The organism is Kitasatospora sp. NPDC036993 (assembly GCF_055607525.1).
The window spans coordinates 70,301-86,391 of record NZ_JBVJRP010000017.1 but is presented as its reverse complement, the minus strand read 5'-3'; the positions used below and the strand labels follow the sequence as shown (position 1 = coordinate 86,391).

Here is a 16,091-nt window from a genome sequence, read left to right as displayed (position 1 = left end):
GGATTCGGTCTCGGCTGAGCGGGCGGAATGCGCAGCACGAGGGTACTTGACGGTTTCCGGGGGCTGGGCCACAGTGTGGGAGATCGATCTCCCAAGGAGTGCGGATGCCGCTCATCACTGTCGTCGGTTCGGTCAACCGCGACCTCGTCCTGACCGTCGAGGACCTGCCGCGCCCCGGCGAGACCGTGCTCGCGCGGGGCTTCGTCGAGGGCGTCGGCGGCAAGGGCGCCAACCAGGCCGTCGCGGCGGCCCGGCTCGGGTCGCGGGTACGGCTGGTCGCCCGGGTCGGTACGGACGCCGGCCCCATCCTGCGGGCGCTCGCCGCCGAGGGCGTCGACGTCGAGGCGGTGCGCCCGGCACCGGAGAGCACCACCGGGATCGCCTCGGTGGTGGTCGACCGGGCCGGCGAGAACACCATCGTGGTCAACCCGGGCGCCAACGCCGCCCTGTCGGTCGCCGACCTGCCGGAACGGCTGGTCAGGGCGGCGGGCGAGGTGGTGCTGGTGCAGCACGAGATCCCCGCCGAGGTGGTCGCCGCCGCCGTGCTGCGGGCCGGCGGGCAGGGCGGTACGGTCGTCCTCAACCCGGCCCCGGCCAGGCCGGTCGCCCCCGAGGTGCTGTCCGCCGTCGACGTCCTCGTGCCCAACCTCGGCGAACTCGCCACCCTGCTCGGTGCGGCGCGACCCGCCGGCCCCGACGGGGCGCGCGACCTGCTGGAACGGGCCGAGCTGCCCTGCCGGGCCGTCGTGGTGACGCTCGGCGCGGACGGGGCGCTGGTCAAACAGCCGGGCCGCCCGGCCGTGCACCTGCCGGCCCCCGTCGTGGACGCCGTCGACACCGTCGGCGCCGGCGACACCTTCTGCGGTGCGCTCGCCGACTCCCTCGCCCGGGGCGCCGGCCTGCTCGCGGCCGCCGAACGCGCCGTCCGCGCGGCCTCGCTGGCCGTGACCGGCCTCGGCGCCCAGTCCTCCATGCCGTCCGCGGCGCAGCTCGACACGGACACCGCCGTGCTCGACGCCCCCGCCGTCGCCGTAGCACCCTGACGGGACCGGTCACCCCACCTCCGGTTCCCCCGCTCCACCGCTCCACACCCTGTTCCCCCTGTTCCCCCTGGTTTTCCCCCACCCTCCAGTGCCCCTGGTTCCCCCGCATCACCAGTTCAACGGAGAACAACCCATGCGCAACCTCAAGCTCGGACTGTTCGAGAACGCCCAGACCAACGCGAGCGGCACCGCCACCTGGCGCCACCCCGACAGCCGCCGGCACCTGTTCGACACCCTCGGGTACTGGCGCGAGATCGCGCAGCTCTGCGAGGACGCCAAGCTTGACTTCCTGTTCCTGGCCGACGCCTGGGGCTGGTCGGAGATCGACGGGGTGCGCCCGCCGATCGCCACCGAGGAGACCCTCGACCTGCCGCGCCTCGACCCGTTCGTGATCGCCTCGGCGCTGCTGGCGAGCACCACCGACCTGGGCCTGGTGGTCACCGGCTCGGTGCTGGTGGAGCCCCCGTACGCGTTCGCCCGCCGACTGGCCACCCTGGACCAGCTGTCCGGCGGCCGGCTCGGCTGGAACATCGTCACCACCGGCACCGCCGACACCGCGGTCAAGGCCTTCGGCATGGAGATGGTGGCGCACGACGACCGCTACAAGATGGCCGAGGACTTCCTCGACCTGGTCTACAAGTACTGGGAGGGCGCCTGGGAGGCCGACGCCCTGGAGAAGGACAAGGCCGGCCGGTTCGCCGACCCGGCCAAGGTGCACCAGGTCGAGCACGACGGCCCGTACTTCCGCTCGCAGGGCTACGGCAACACCGCCCGCTCCCCGCAGGGCACCCCGGTGCTGTTCCAGGCTGGCGCCTCCCCGGCCGGGCGGCAGGTCGGCGGCCGGCACGGCGAGTGCATGTTCGTCGGCAGCGGCTCGGTGCGGCAGCTCGCCGGGCACACCGCGGCGATCCGCGAGGAGGCCGTGCGGGCCGGGCGCGGCGCCGACGAGGTCAAGGTGATGTCGGCGTTCTCCTGCGTGGTCGGCGCCACCACCGCGGACGCCGAGCGCCGCTGGCAGCGCGTCCTGGACGCCCAGCGCCCCGAGGTCACCGTCGCCAGCTACGCCATGTTCACCGGCCTCGACCTCTCCTCGTACGCACCGGACACCCCGATGACGGAGCTCTCCACCGAGATGTCGCAGACCCAGGTCGCCCGCTTCGCCGGCAAGACCGTCGGCGACGTCCTCGCCGACTGGCACACCCACGGCGTCGGCGCCCGTCCGGTGGTCGGCACCGCCGAGGAGATCGCCGACGAGATCTGCGCCCTGGCCGAGGGCGCCGACCTGGACGGCTTCCTGCTCTCGCCGACCGTGCAGCCGGCCTCCACCACGGAGTTCGTCGAGTCGGTGCTGCCGATCCTGCGCGCCCGCGGCGTCTTCCGCGGCGAGTACGCGGCCGGCGAGTCGCTGCGCGAGCGGCTGACCGGCGCGTCCGACCGGGCCCTGCCGGCCAGCCACCCGGCCGCGCGGTACCGGCACTGACCCACCCCAGCCGCGACGACACGAGAGGACGGCGACGACCATGGTCACTCCCGCCCACCACCCGAACCCGCCCGCCGCACCCGTCGGGCCGCACCCGGCGGCACCGGGCGACCCGGAGCAGCCGCACGCGGCGGCCTCGGACGCGGACCGGCTGAACGCCGCGGTGCTGCGCCAGGCCTTCGGGGCCTACCCCACCGGCGTGGTCGCGCTCGGCGCGCTGCGCGACGGCGAGCCGGTCGGGCTCGCGGTGAGCTCCTTCGTGTCGATCTCGCTGGAGCCGCCGATGGTCGCGGTCAGCGTGGCCCGCACCTCGACCACCTGGCCGAGGCTGGGGGAGGCGCCGGTGCTGGGACTGAGCGTGCTCAGCCGCGGCCAGGGCGCGCTCTGCCGGCGGTTGGCCTCCCGCGAGGGCGACCGCTTCGACGGCACCGGGTGGCGGACGACCCCGGACGGCGCGGTGCTGATCCACGACGCGGCGCTCTGGCTGACCGCCCGGGTGTACGCGGTGTACGACGGCGGCGACCACGAGATCGTCCTGATGGAGCTGCTCACCGCCGAGCTGTTCCCCGGGGTGGAGCCGCTGGTCTTCCACACCAGCCAGTTCCGTGAGCTCACCCCCCATGGCTGACGTCCCGACGACCCCCCTGGCCGGCACCGTGGTGCACGGCGCCGGCCGGGGGACGGGGCTCGGCTTCCCCACCGCCAACATCGCCCCCGACCCCGGCACGCCCGTCCCGCCGCCCGCGATCTACAGCGGCTGGCTGGCCCGGCGCACGACCGGCACCGTGCACCGCGCGACGATCAGCATCGGCACCAACCCCACCTTCTGCGACACCTCCGAGATCCACACCGAGGTGTACTGCCACGACGCCCCGGGCGACCTGTACGGCGAACACATCGACCTGTGGTTCGTCGCCCGCATCCGGGGCACCGAGAGGTTCGCCTCGGTCGACGAGCTGCTGCTCGCCGCCCGGGAGGACGTCCGCCGCTCCGAGGCCCTGCTGGACTCCGAGCGCGGACGGCGCGTCCTCGCCGTCCTCTCCTGATCCACCGGCACCACCCTCCGGAAGCCCCCCCTCACCCCCCGGGGCGCCTCCGATCCACCCGCACCACCCTTCTCCCTGCCCGGCGCGCGGGCCGGCCCCACCGGGCCCGCGCGCCCTGAGCCACATGCCCGGTCGGCCCCGCTCCCCCCGCTTCGGCGGGGCCGACCGTCCTCCCCCACCTCGCTCGGCACGAACAAAGGTGTGAGTCATGAGCGCATTCCACTGGCTGAACGAGCAGTTCAGCTTCTTCGGCCTCCCCGTCTACTGGTCCGACTTCCTCGGCAACATCCTGGCGCTCGCCACCGTCTGGCTGGCCCTGCGGCGCTCGCTGGTGGCCTGGCCGGTGCAGATCCTCGGCTCGGTGCTGCTCCTGATCGCCAGCCTGAACGTGCACCTCGGCGGCAACGCCGCCCGACAGATCGTCATCATCGTGTCGGCCTCCTGGGGCTGGGCGACCTGGAAGCGCAGCCGCGAGCAGGAAGGCACCATCAACGTCCGCTGGGCGTCGTGGCAGGAACGCGTCGTGCTGGCCGCCGCGATGGTGCTGGGGACGGCCGTGTTCGGCGCGGTGCTGAAGGGGGCGGACGCCTCCTTCTACCCCGGTGCGCCGTTGTGGATGGTCCTCGCGGACGCCTGGATCTTCATCGGCTCGATCCTCGCCATGTACAGCCAGGCCCGCCGCTACGTGGAGTTCTGGTTCGTCTGGCTGGCCGTCGACCTGGTGGGCGTGCCGCTCGCGGTCCACTCCGAGCTGTACTTCTCCGGCATCGTCTACGGGATCTTCTTCGTGATGGTGCTGCTCGGCATCCGCGACTGGGCCTCCCGCAGCAAGCCGCAGGAGATCGCCTCGCCACTGGAGCCCGCCGTCCTGGTCGAGGGCCGGAGCGAGGCCGGGGACGAGACCGGGGACGAGACCCGGCAGGGCGGCGGCCCCGCTCCCCGCGTCGGCGCCGCCGACTGACCGTCGGCCACCGCGCCACGGCACACCGAACCAGCGGGCCGGCCCACCCCCGGGGGCCGGCCCGCGCTGCGCTCGGCCGCGCCCTCACCAGCGGTGAGTTCTCCGGCGGCAAGGCCGGAGCCGCGGCCTGGCTGGAGCGCATCGGCTTCGGGGTGCGGCGGATCAGCGCCCCTCCGGAGAGCTGACCGGTACCGGCGCGGCTCAGCGGCGGTAGGGGGCCAGGACCGGGTCGGTGGGCTCGATCGCCAGATAGGTCTCCGCGGTCCTGGCCTCCAGCAACTCCCGGACCGGATCCGGCGGTTCCGGGCGGAAGCCGGTGCCGACCGGGCCTTCCGGTGCTCTCTCCGCCTCCCCGTAGGCGTCGGCCATGTCCCGCTTCGTGCGCGGGAGCAGTTCGTGCTCGCGGTCGTAGAACGTCCGGCGGGCCCGCCGGCTCCGCTCCTCCCGCCGGTCGTCCTCGTCCAGGCCTGCGAGCGGCACGTCCGGCGGGAACACCGGCTCGTCGGCCGGCACCTCCGCCTGTGCGCGGTGCAGGGCCGCGCACGCCGCGTACAGTCCGCTGGACATGCCGAGGTGCAGGCCCACGCCGGGGATGCGGCCGACCAGGAAGGTCCGGGCGCCCTCCATCCGGTCCGCCCATGCGTCCGGGACGCCGTGCCGCCGCGGGGACTCGCGCAGGTAGCGGGTACCGGTGTCGAACTCCAGGGGCAGCGTCCGGTTCGCCCCGGACCTGGCCCGGCCCTCCCGGTGCCCGGGTCCGCTGAGACGGATCATCCGCCGGTCCTGCACCGCCCCGAAGGCGAGGGCCCGGTAGACGAGGAGCTGCCGGCGTGCCACCCGAAGGAGCGCGTCCGGTGAGGAGGGGGCCTGTTCCTCGTCGTCGCCGGACGGGGGGTCGGGCAGGTGGTGGACGGTGCCGCCGCCGGGCGGGGGGACCACGACGGCGGTGTTGACCATCATGAACAGCGGGTCGTCCTCCCAGCGGTCGGCCCGCGGCAGGGAGGTCCCGCACAGGACCTGCCGGTGGGGCACGGCCATCGCGGCCGAGCCGCCGTCGAGTTGCTCCTGGCCCTCGCTCAGCCGCTGCTTTCCCAGGTGCTTGCGGCCCTTGGCCTCGATCAGCCAGGGCAGCTCCTCAGCGGGATGGTTGCCGTACAGGTCCGGCAACTTCTCGGACGCGTCGGTGAACTCCGGGACGCCGCCGCCCTCCAGGTGGACGGTCGAGGGCAGGCCGGCCATGCCGACGGTCAGCCACTGGGCCATCGTCATGCCCAGGTGGTAGCCGAAGGCGCTGTGGGCGCTCCGCTCGGTGCCGTGCCGGTACACGGCGCTCACGAACAGGCGCCGTCCCGCTCCCTTGCCGGCGGGCACCGGGAAGTCCCGCAGGGACAGGTACGCGTGGAGCGGGGAGACCCGGGCGACGAGTTCGTTGACCGCCAGCGAGGGCGTCCGGCGCAGCCACGGCGTGAGGTCCCGACCCACGCTGGTGGCCGCGTCGACCAGCTGGCGCCAGGTCGTCGTCACCAGGTACTCGCCGTCCCCCGGCAGGCCGTGGGCGTGCGGCCAGGGCTGTGCGGCCTTGGTCCGTCCTGGCTCCCGCCACCGCGTCAGGTCACCGTCGGAGCGCACGCGGACCGGGATGTCGAGGGCGTCGTCCAGCGTGAACGTGAAGTCCTCGGCGTTCGAGGGCGGGGTCATGGCCATGGGCACGAGCCTGCCACGGCCGGAACCGGGCGAGGTGATCGTCCGGTTCCGGCCGTGGCAGGAGGCGGGTGAGGCAGGTCAGGGCGCGGGGACGTGGACGGGCTCCGGGGCCGGCGCGGCCGTGCGGTGGCGGGCCGGGCGCAGGGGCCACCAGATGGCGCGGCCGAGCAGCGCGGCCACGGCGGGCACCAGGACCAGCGACAGCACGACGGCGGAGAGCAGGATGCCGAGCGTCAGCGCGAAGGCGACCTGCTCGCTGCCCGGCGTGGCGGCGAGGGTGGCGAAGGAGCCCGCCAGGACCAGGCCGGCCGTGGCGATGGCGGGCGCGGTGTGCCGGACGGCGCGGGCGACGGCGGCCCGGGTCGGCCCCGGGACCCGCATCTCCTCGCGGATCCGGTCGGTGATGAGGATGTTGTAGTCGGTGCCCAGCGCCACCACGAACAGGAAGAGCACCAGCGGGAGGGTGAAGCTGACGCCCGGTTCGCCCAGACCGTGCTGGAACAGCAGGGTGGCGGCGCCGAGGGTGGCGACGAAGCCGAGCCCGACGGAGAGCATCAGGACCAGCGGGGCGAGCAGGCTGCGCAGGAGCACCAGCAGGATCAGGGCGATCAGGGCGGCGGCGACCGGGAAGACGACCGCCAGGTCGTGGTCGACGGCGACGGAGATGTCGGCGAACACCGCCGCCGTGCCGCCGACGTGGGCCGTGGTCCCGGCGGGGGTGTGGGCGGCGACCGCGGCGCGGACCGGGCCCGAGGCCAGGTCACGGGCCCGCTGGCTCTGCGGGTCGGTGTTCAGGTAGAGGTCGATCCTGGCGGCGTGCCGGCCCCCGTCGAAGGCGGTTCCGCCGACCTTGCCGACGCCGTCGACCCCGGCGAGGGCCCGGGCGAGGCCGTCCAGCCGCTGAGGGGCGAGGGTGGAACCGTCCGTGGTGACGACGTAGACGCTCGTCGGGTCGGAGACGCCGGCCGGCAGGGCGCGGGAGATCTCGGCGGCGGTGGCCGCGGCCTGGGTCTTCCCGGTGGCGCCGCCCTGGCCGTAGTCCATCCGGATCCCGGCCATCCCGGCGGCCAGCACTCCGAGCAGGGCGACGGCGGCGAGCAGCATCGGCAGCGGCCGGCGGGCGACGAGCGCGCCGAAGTGGGCGGCGAAGCCCTCGCGCGGGCGGTGGCTCAGGGTGCGGGAGGGCCAGAACATCCCGCGGCCGCACGCGGCGAGCAGGGCCGGCATCAGGGTGAGGCTGCCCAGCAGCATCACCAGGACCGCCATGGCGATGGCCGGGCCCAGCGAACGGAACTGGCCGAAGCTCGCCACCCCGAGGGTGGCGAAGGCGGCCACGATGGTCAGCGCGGCCGAGGTGATCGCGGTGCCGACCCGGGCGGAGACCTGGGCCGCCGCCTCGCGGGCGGGCTGCTCGGGCCGCGCCCGCAGCTGCTCGCGGAACCGGAAGAGCAGGAACAGCAGGTAGTCGATCCCGATGCCGACCAGGACCACGGAGATCAGTCCGGGGGTGCCGGCGTCGAGCTTGAGACCGGTCAGCATCGCCGCGCCGGCCACCGCCCCGCCGGCCGTGCCGCCGATCATGGCGACCGCGAGCAGCGGCAGCAGGGCCGCCGCCACGCTGCGGAACACCAGCACGTTGAGCAGGACGATCAGCCCCATGACGAGGGCGCCCCCGACCTTGACCGCGGTCCCGTGGGCGTCGGCGGTGTCCACCGCGTCGGCGAGTCCTCCGGTGTAGCCGGTGCGCATCCCCGCCTCGGAGAACTGCGTCCTGGCGGAGTCCCGGAAGGCCCGGAAGACGCCCTGCACCCCTTCGTCCGAGGGGGTGCCGACCAGCTCGACGGAGAGCAGCTCGAAGCTCCGGTCGGGTGCCGTCATCGCCGGGGCGATCCGGGGGGTCTGGGAGCGGTCGGGGACGAGGAAGGCCGGCTCGTCGCTCTTCCTGGGCATGGCGACCCGGCGCCCGGCGAGCTTCGCCGCCTCGGCCTCGATCCGCTGCTGGTCGGCGGCGGTGAGGGCGGCGCCGTCGGTCCTGGCGACCAGCACCGTCACCGTGGTGGCGTCGGGCTTCAGCCCGAAGTTCTCCTCGGCGATCCGCAGCGCGGCGGCCGAGTCGTAGGAGGCGGGCAGGAAGTCCGCGCTCTGGCTCTGGGTGACGCGGGCCATCAGGGCCGGTGTCAGGCCGCTCAGGGCGACCCCCAGCACCACCCACAGGACGATGACCTTCCATGGGTTCCTGGTGGAGAACCCGGTCAGTGCGCGGATCACGTTTTTCCTCCGACGGTGGACGCGGACGTCCACGACAGCAGTCTCGGCGCCGGGGGTTCCCGGCCGGGTTCCAGACCATCACCCGGGAGGGGCCGCACACGTCCCTGCTCCGGACGATCCGTACCGGGGCCCCAGCTCCCCGGCCGGGCCGGGACCCGGGACCGTGGTCCTGGCCGGTGCCGCCGTGATCGGCCGCTGGGACCATGCCGGGGCGGGGTGGGCCGATGACACAATGGGGCCGTCGGGGCTGATCAGCGCGGGTGGACGCCCGTGCCGGGGCCGGTGAGGGACGCGCGGCGCTGGCCGGGCAGTGAGGGGAACGACCATGGGCGGGCGGCAGGGCCCCGCTGCGGGGGCGACGGGTACGGCGGGCGGGGCGGGTACGGCGGACGGTCCGCAGGGCGGCGACAACGCGCCGTGGACCCACACCGACGCCCTGGTCGCCGCCGTCGCCTGCACGCTCGACCTGCTCAACTACCTGCTCTTCAGCGAGTTGGACGGGGTGCGCAGGGTGAGCGCGCCGGGCCTGCTCCTCGTCGCGCTGTCGGCCCTGCCGCTGCTCGTCCGCCGCCGCCGCCCGCTGCCGGCGCTCGCCGCGGTCCTGGTGATCGAGGCCGGGGTCGACCTGTCCATCCCGCCGAGCGACCACTTCGGCGCCGTCCTGATCGTCGGCCTGTACTCGGTCGCCCGGGCCGGCACCGGCCCGGTGACGGCCGCGGCCGCCGCCGCGACGACGGTGCTGATGATGCTGAGCCAGAGCCACTTCGGGCTCCCCACCTGGCAGGGGCTCGTCGCCACCTCCTGCTCCGCCCTGCTGGTGACCGGCGCCGGACTCGGGGTCGCGCGCTGGCAACGGGAGGTGTCGGCCAACCGCAGGCTGCTGGCCGACCGCGCCGTGGCCGGCGAACGCCGCCGCATCGCAAGGGAGTTGCACGACATCGTGGCGCACCACATCACCACCATGCAGCTGATGGCCGGCGGTGCCAGGGCCAACCTGGCGAACCCGGAGGTGGCCAGGGACGCCCTGGTCACCCTGGAGTCCTCCGGGCGGCTGGCCCTGAGCGAGATGCGCCAGCTCCTGAACGTCCTGCGGGCCGGCGACGAGCCGGACGCCGCACCGCCGGCGCCCCAGCCCGGGGTGGAGGACCTCGACCGGCTGGTGGACGAGTCCCGCAGGGTCGGCCTGCCGACGGAGTTCAGCGTCCTCGGGCCCCGTCGCCCGCTGCCGCCGACCGTCGGCCTGACGGTGTTCCGGATCGTCCAGGAGGGCCTCACCAACACCCGCAAGTACGCGGGGCCCGCCCGCGCCCGCGTCCTCCTGACGTACCGTCCCGACCGGGTCACCGTCGAAGTGTGCGACGACGGCGGGGGCGTGCCGGCCCAGGAGCCGCCGCCGGCCGGGAGCCGGGGCGGGTACGGGCTGATCGGCATGCGCGAGCGCGTCGCCCTGCACGGCGGCACCCTGGCGGCCGGCCCCCGGCCGGACGGCGGGTTCGCCGTGCTGGCGGACCTCCCGCTGGCCTCCGACGAGACGGCCGACGCGGCCGTCCAGCACGGGACGGCCGCCCGATGAGCGCGGCGCCGGGCATCAGGGTCCTGATCGCGGACGACCAGCCGCTGGTGCGGCGCGGACTGTCGCTGATCCTCTCGCCCGACCCGTCCTTCGAGGTGGTCGGCGAGGCCGAGAACGGGGAGCAGGCCGTCGCCCTCGCCCAGCGGCTGCGCCCCGACGTCGTGGTGATGGACATCCGGATGCCCGTCCTGGACGGGGTCGACGCGACCCGGGAGCTGGCCCGCACCCTGCCCGGCTGCCGGGTCCTCGCCCTCAGCACCTTCGACATGGACGAGTACGTGGTGGCCGCGCTGCGCGCCGGCGCCCACGGGTTCCTGCCCAAGGACGTCTCGCCGGAGGACCTGGGCGCGGCGATCCGCACCGTCCACGCGGGCGAGGCCGCGGTCGCCCCGCGGCTGCTCACCCGGCTGATCTCCACCTACGTCCGGGCGCCGCTGAGCGCCCCGCAGCCGCCGGCCGACGTGTGCGGGCTGACGCCCAGGGAGGTCGAGGTGTGGCGGCTGATGGCCGGCGGCCTCGACAACGTCGGGATCTCCCGCGCGCTGGACATCAGCGCCTCCACGGTGAAGAACTACATCACCAGCATCTTCGGCAAGCTCGACGTCCGGGACCGTGCCCAGGCGGTCATCGCCGCCTACGAGTCCGGCCTGGTCACCGCCCGGGCCGGAGGCGGCGACCAGGCCTGACCCGTGGGCGCGGGCCCGACTCGTAGGCGGCGCCGGGCGGGCCCGTGCCCTGACCGGACCGCCGGGTCAGCCGGCCAGGGTGTCCGCCAGCCAGGGGGTGATCACGGCCATCGCCTCGCCGAAGCGCGAGATGGCGCAGTGGCCGGTGTCCGGGATCAGTTCGACCCGGGTGTCCCGGCGGCCCTCGAACACCAGGGTGTCGTCCAGCGGGACGTGGACGTCCTCGGTGCCGTTGACCACCAGCATCGGCCCGTTGGCGTCCTGGTCCAGCAGCGGGCGCAGGTCGAAGGCCGCGAAGGCCGCCTCGCGCTCGGCCGGGCTCGGCAGGGTGTCGAAGCCCAGGGCGTTGCCGACGATGCCCTCCATGCCGAAGGCGAAGCCGCGGCCCGCGGCGAAGGAGCGCTCCACCGGGCCGCCGAGCACCACGGAGGCGTCCACCGCGCCGGTCAGTCCGTTCCGGGCGGAGTAGTAGCCGCCCATCGAGATGCCGAAGTGGCCGACCTTCCCGTTGCCGATCGTGCGGGCGAAGGAGACCAGTCCGGCGATCACCTCGGCCCCGCCGTCCGGTGTCATCGGCAGGTGGGCGGTCTCGCCGGTGCCGGCGAGGTCGAACAGCAGCAGCCGTGCGGGCAGGGTGAGCGCGAGCTGCTCCCACATGCCGTGCAGGTCGGTCTTCCAGGAGTCCACCCCGCCGCTGGCCAGCACCACCGGCGCGTCGGCGGGCAGACCGGGGGCGGCCATCAGGTGGACCGGCAGGGTGGTCTCGCCGCCGCGGTACGGGACGGTGAGCGTGCGGCGCTCGAACTCCACCGGGAAGCCGGGGGCGGCGAGGAGGTACTGCTCGACCTGGCGGGCGAGCGCGGTGCGCTTGGGGCCGTCGGCCAGGGCGGGGAACTTGGCCCAGCCGTACGCCTGCGCGGCCGGCCGGTGGTGCCCGGCCGCGGCGTGCCGGGCGGCGAGGGCGGACCACTCGTACACCCAGCCGCCGGGCCGGTCGGGCCACATCCCGGTGACGGCGGCGCGGACCGCGTCCACCTCGTCGGCGGGCAGGCCGAGGGTCATCTGGGGGTAGCGCTCGACGAACAGGTCCTGCGGGTCCAGGGGCCAGGTGAAGGACATGGTGGTGCCTCCTGCTGCTTTTAAAGCCGGAACTCTTGCATTAGCGACTATGCGCCTGGGTGCCGCTTAATGCAAGAAGACCTGCGTTAGAGTGGTGGCCGAGGTGATCGACACATGACCGAGGAAGAAGCGGAGGCGGTCCGGCGCCGCCCGGGCGGCCGAGCCGCCCGCGTCCGCCAGGCCGTTCTGGCGGCCACCCTGGAGGCGCTGGCCGAGGAGGGCATCACCCGGCTCAGCATCGCCGGGGTCGCGGCCCGTGCGGGGGTCAACGAGACGACGGTGTACCGGCGTTGGGGCAGCCGGGAGAAGCTCGTGCTGGACGCCATGCTGACCGGGAGCAGCGAGGGCATCCCCGTCCCCGACACCGGAGCCGTCCGCACCGACCTGGCCGCCTTCGCCCGCGCGCTGGCCGAGTACCTGGCCACGCCGGCCGGCCGGTCCGTCGCGCAGGCGGCCTCGCTCAGCGCCGGGGACCCCGACCTCGCCGAGGCCTGGCAGGCCTTCTGGCAGTCCCGCCTCGATCAGGCCGGCGCCATCGTCGACCGGGCCGTCGACCGCGGGGAGCTCCCCGCGGGCACCGACACGGCCCTCGCGCTGGAACTGCTCTGCTCCCCGCTCCAGACCCGCGCCCTGCTCGGCCACCGCCCGATCGGGCCGGACCTGCCGGAGCGTTTGGCGGACCTGGTGCTGGACGGCCTCAGGGGGCGGGCCGAGGACTGACCCCCGGGCCTCGGGGGCCGGTGCGTCACCCGCCTGAGCGCGCGTCACCGCACGTCACGGCGCGGCGCCCGGGTGCGTGGATGCCCGGGCGTGCGGGGTGTGGGCGGGCGGCAGTAGGGTGCGGCGCTGCAAGGGCTGACCGGGTACCGGCAGCAGGGCGGCGACCGCGTGAGGACTTGGTGTGACGTACGGGGACCAGAGTTCCTACCAGCGGAACCCCTTCCACCAGGGGGAGTTCCGGCAGCAGGGCGTTCCGCTCCGGCAGCGGTTCAGGGGCGAGGAGTGGCCCACCCTGCGGGAGTTGCTGGCGCCCGCCCGGCGGGCGGTCGGCGGGTGGGCGTTGGTGCCGGCGCTGTTCTGCCTGTGGCCGTTCCTGATGTTCCTGGGGCTCTACCCGATGGCCAGGTCGGCGCGGCGGCTGGCACGGCGGGTGTTCGTCGTGCCGGGGCCGCGGGGGATCACCGACCAGGTGGTGCTGCGGGTACAGAAGGCCCGGGGGTGGCTGGCGCTCGCGGCGGGGTTCGTGGTGCTGGCCGTGTACGGGTCACCGGACGACTGGAGCGAGGCCAACGACCAGGTGCAGATGCGGCTGACGATCACTCCGGTGCTGGTGCTGGTGACGGCGCCGGTCGTGGTCGGGGTGCTGTTCAGGCTCGCCGGGCCGGCCGCGCGCCCGGCCATGCGGGCGCAGGTGCGACCGGCGGTGCTGATGGCGTTGCAGTACGTCGGCGCGTGCACGGCGGTTCCGGTGCTGCTGTGGCTGGCCGGGCAGCTGCGGGGGTCGGTGCGGGTGCTGCTGGTCGGGCAGGTCTTCGACCTGCTGGTCCTGGCGGTGCCGGTCTGGGTGGTGATGTTCGTGGTGTTCGCCTCGCCGACGGTGGTCCGTACGGCCTTCACCATGGACCGGGTGCACCCGGTGTTCCCGCCGGTGCTGACCGGCGTCCTGGTCTGGGAACTCGCCGTGATCGGGCTGGTGTTCGGCGGGCTGCCGCCCGGTCCGCTGCCCGTACAGCTGGCCGCCGTGGTCGGCGGTCCCGCGACGGTGACGGCGGTGGCCTGGTGGGAGGTGCGGCGGCTCCGCACCCACTTCGGGGTGTCCCTGCGCGGGGCGGCGACGGGCGGCGGGGCGGCGACGGGCGGGAGCGGCCGGTAGGACGTGGGGGCCCGCCGGCGGTCAGGGGCAGCGCAGGAGTGCGGGGCGGTCGCGGGTGCGGACGGCGGGGAGCCAGGCGGTGGTGGGGCCGGGGAGGTGGATGCGGTACCAGAGGGTGGAGGTGAGGTCCTCCTCGTTGATGACGGGCAGACCGGTGGGGAGTTGGCAGTCGGCGTCGAGGGTGTCGTTGTGCCAGACGCGGGTGGGCACGACGTTCCCCGCGGTGTAGGGGCGCGTCGGGTCGACGGCGAGGCCGAGGCTGCACTGGGGGTCGCGGTCGGTGCGGTCCTGGCAGCCGCGTTCGGCGTTGAAGACCCGGACGTGGGCGGGGCGTCCGGGTGGACCGGGGTCCGGCCAGAGGGCGGTGGCGGTGACGGCGGCCGTGGCGCAGGAGGCGAGGGCGAGCAGCGCGGTGCGCGGCCGTGGGCGGCGCGGCCGGCGTGGGTGGGGGCCGGGCCGGTGGGCGCGGATCCGGGCGAGCAGGCTCTCGGCGGTGTGCGGGGCGCGGGCGGCGTGGGTGGGGGCGAGGCAGTCGGCGGCGAGGGCGCGCCAGAACGGGGGGACGGCGGCGGCCAGGCGCAGCGCGGCGCGGCCCTCGGCATACTGCTGGGCGGCGGCGCAGCGGGCGGTGGGGGTGTCGCCCGGGAACGGCCGGACACCGGCGGCGAAGACCTCGTGGATCACGATGCCGAACGCCCAGATGTCGGCGGTGGTCCGGACCTTGACGCCGTGTTCGCCGAGCGGTTCCTTCCAGCGTTCCGGCGGGAGGTAGTCGGGGGTGCCCATCGGGGCGGAGTGGCCGTGGGTGCCGGTGAGTTCGATGGCGAGGCCGAAGTCGGAGAGGCGGACCTCGCCGTCCCGGCCGATGAGGACGTTCTCCGGTTTGAGGTCGCTGTGGACCCAGCCGGAGCGGTGCAGATGGGCCAGGCCCTCGCAGATGCCGACGACGATCCGGCGGCCCCCGGCCTCGTCGACGCCGGTGGCGAGCAGGTCGCGCAGGGTGCACCTGGCCCGTTCCATGACCAGGACGATCGCGCCGTCGAGCGAGGGGTGGTCGGGGGCGGCCAGCACGAGGGTGTCGAGCAGGCGGACCAGCCGGGGGTGCGGGGCGCCGCGGGCCAACTCGGCCTCGCGCCGGGCGGCTTCGGCGACCTGGCGGGCCTGGCGGGGGGTGAGTCCGGCGGTCGGCAGCACCTTGAGGGCGACGGTGCCGTCCACGTCGTCGGTACCGGTCGTCTCGTCGGCGCCGGTGCCGCGGGCGGCGTAGACGGTCGCCCAGCCGCCCTCGCCGATGGGCCCGGTGACGGTCCACTCGCCGACCCGGTGGCCGGCCGGCAGCAGTTCCTCACCGTCCCCGGGGAAGGCCGGGTCGGCCCGGTCGTGCACCATGGGTGCCCTCCCCCTACCGTCCGGACCCGACGGGCTCGGGGCGCGGCAGCAGGGCGAGGTGCTCCTCGCGGACGATGCCGAACTTCAGGGCGAGTCCCACGACGGCCTCGCGCTTGCCGCTGCGGCGGTCCGCGCGCCCCGCGCCGTCGGGCAGGTCGATGCGGAGCTTCTCGTCGGCGAGGTAGTCGAGGTGCGAGCTGACCGCGCGGGCGGTGAGCCGGGCGCAGGCGGGGTGGCCGTGCAGCCGCGCGACCACCTGCGGGGTGGTGGGGACGGCGGCGGGGGAGTGGTCGCGCAGCCACGGTTCGCAGAGCGCGACCAGGACCAGGAAGTAGGTGGCGGTCTCGTCCAGCGAGTACGCCGTCATGGTGCGGCTCTCCCCGGAGCCGCCGCGGGCGTGGGGGTCCAGGTAGACGTGGTCGGGCGCGAACACCTGGAAGGACAGCGGGGTTTCCCGGCGGGAGGGCAGCACCACCCGGGAGAACTCGAAGGGGATCGGCGCGCCGATCCGCCGCGGTGGCACCCGCAGGTACTCGCCGGCGCCCTCCGGGTTCTCCACCAGGCAGGCGTGGGTGTTGCTGAGGTTGCTCAACTGCCAGTGGTCGTCGGTCGCGTGGATCTCGCCGGCCAGCCGGGAGACCGTCTCGTCGCCGAGGCGCAGCTCCACCGGCGTGCGGGCGGAGCCGCGGCCGAAGCGTGCCCGCTCTCCGGGGCCGAGCCGCAAGGTCACCGTGTCGTCGCCGTTCCCCTCCGGCAGGTGGACGACAATCCCGCTCACCGTTCCTCCGTCCCGCGCACCGCTCCGGTGCTGTGCACCGCTCCCCGTTTCGCGTGCCGACTGTTGCCGGACGGACGAACGGTACCTCTTCGCGCACGACTGTAAACCGTATGCCGCAGGGTACTTGACAAAGCGGGAGGGAAGGGTTCGGGCGGGTGTTCGGAGCCTCGG

General features: G+C 74.8%; 14 protein-coding genes. 9 read left to right on the top strand and 5 right to left on the bottom strand.

What is annotated here, in order from left to right; all coding sequences use genetic code 11:
- Positions 1 to 104 precede the first annotated feature (104 nt).
- From ACZ7C5_RS30105 to ACZ7C5_RS30085, 5 genes are all read left to right on the top strand, one after another.
- On the top strand, positions 105 to 1,043 hold the full coding sequence (locus ACZ7C5_RS30105) for a ribokinase (RefSeq protein WP_401088302.1): 939 nt from the start codon (positions 105 to 107) through the stop codon (positions 1,041 to 1,043).
- A gap of 133 nt (positions 1,044 to 1,176) precedes the next feature.
- Positions 1,177 to 2,523 carry an NtaA/DmoA family FMN-dependent monooxygenase gene (locus ACZ7C5_RS30100; RefSeq protein WP_401088300.1) on the top strand — a complete coding sequence of 449 codons (1,347 nt, stop codon included), beginning with the start codon at positions 1,177 to 1,179 and terminating at the stop codon, positions 2,521 to 2,523.
- A 40-nt stretch (positions 2,524 to 2,563) separates the two neighbouring features.
- Positions 2,564 to 3,151, top strand: a complete 588-nt coding sequence (locus ACZ7C5_RS30095) for a flavin reductase family protein (RefSeq protein WP_401088298.1) — start codon at positions 2,564 to 2,566, stop codon at positions 3,149 to 3,151.
- A complete protein-coding gene (locus ACZ7C5_RS30090) occupies positions 3,144 to 3,569 on the top strand; it encodes a riboflavin kinase (RefSeq protein WP_470323844.1) in 426 nt (141 codons plus the stop codon). Before ACZ7C5_RS30095 ends, ACZ7C5_RS30090 begins: the two co-directional genes overlap by 8 nt.
- Positions 3,570 to 3,777: 208 nt before the next feature.
- A complete protein-coding gene (locus ACZ7C5_RS30085) occupies positions 3,778 to 4,530 on the top strand; it encodes a nicotinamide mononucleotide transporter family protein (RefSeq protein WP_470323843.1) in 753 nt (250 codons plus the stop codon).
- Positions 4,531 to 4,731: 201 nt separating this feature from the next.
- Here ACZ7C5_RS30085 and ACZ7C5_RS30080 read toward each other — a convergent pair whose 3' ends face one another.
- On the bottom strand, positions 4,732 to 6,234 hold the full coding sequence (locus tag ACZ7C5_RS30080) for a hypothetical protein (protein WP_401088293.1): 1,503 nt from the start codon (positions 6,232 to 6,234) through the stop codon (positions 4,732 to 4,734).
- 78 nt (positions 6,235 to 6,312) lie between these two features.
- A complete protein-coding gene (locus ACZ7C5_RS30075) occupies positions 6,313 to 8,502 on the bottom strand; it encodes an MMPL family transporter (RefSeq protein WP_401088291.1) in 2,190 nt (729 codons plus the stop codon).
- A gap of 325 nt (positions 8,503 to 8,827) precedes the next feature.
- On the opposite strand from ACZ7C5_RS30075, the gene ACZ7C5_RS30070 reads away from it, so the two are divergent.
- On the top strand, positions 8,828 to 10,075 hold the full coding sequence (locus ACZ7C5_RS30070) for a sensor histidine kinase (RefSeq protein WP_401088289.1): 1,248 nt from the start codon (positions 8,828 to 8,830) through the stop codon (positions 10,073 to 10,075).
- The gene (locus ACZ7C5_RS30065; RefSeq protein WP_470323842.1) at positions 10,072 to 10,761 is read left to right on the top strand and encodes a response regulator transcription factor; all 690 of its coding nucleotides are present in this window, start codon (positions 10,072 to 10,074) and stop codon (positions 10,759 to 10,761) included. The genes ACZ7C5_RS30070 and ACZ7C5_RS30065 overlap by 4 nt, the downstream gene beginning before the upstream one ends.
- A gap of 66 nt (positions 10,762 to 10,827) precedes the next feature.
- On the opposite strand, the gene ACZ7C5_RS30060 is transcribed toward ACZ7C5_RS30065, so the two are convergent.
- Positions 10,828 to 11,880, bottom strand: a complete 1,053-nt coding sequence (locus ACZ7C5_RS30060) for an alpha/beta fold hydrolase (protein WP_470323841.1) — start codon at positions 11,878 to 11,880, stop codon at positions 10,828 to 10,830.
- A 114-nt stretch (positions 11,881 to 11,994) separates the two neighbouring features.
- Between ACZ7C5_RS30060 and ACZ7C5_RS30055 the strand changes: the two genes are divergently transcribed.
- Positions 11,995 to 12,600 (top strand): TetR/AcrR family transcriptional regulator, encoded by a 606-nt coding sequence (locus ACZ7C5_RS30055; protein WP_401088283.1) that lies wholly within the window; start codon positions 11,995 to 11,997, stop codon positions 12,598 to 12,600.
- A 181-nt stretch (positions 12,601 to 12,781) separates the two neighbouring features.
- Positions 12,782 to 13,753 carry a hypothetical protein gene (locus tag ACZ7C5_RS30050; RefSeq protein ID WP_401088281.1) on the top strand — a complete coding sequence of 324 codons (972 nt, stop codon included), beginning with the start codon at positions 12,782 to 12,784 and terminating at the stop codon, positions 13,751 to 13,753.
- Between the two features lie 21 nt (positions 13,754 to 13,774).
- On the opposite strand, the gene ACZ7C5_RS30045 is transcribed toward ACZ7C5_RS30050, so the two are convergent.
- The gene (locus ACZ7C5_RS30045) at positions 13,775 to 15,142 is read right to left on the bottom strand and encodes a serine/threonine-protein kinase (protein WP_470323840.1); all 1,368 of its coding nucleotides are present in this window, start codon (positions 15,140 to 15,142) and stop codon (positions 13,775 to 13,777) included.
- 13 nt (positions 15,143 to 15,155) lie between these two features.
- A complete protein-coding gene (locus ACZ7C5_RS30040) occupies positions 15,156 to 15,920 on the bottom strand; it encodes a serine/threonine protein kinase (protein ID WP_401088277.1) in 765 nt (254 codons plus the stop codon).
- Between the last annotated feature and the right edge of the window lie 171 nt (positions 15,921 to 16,091).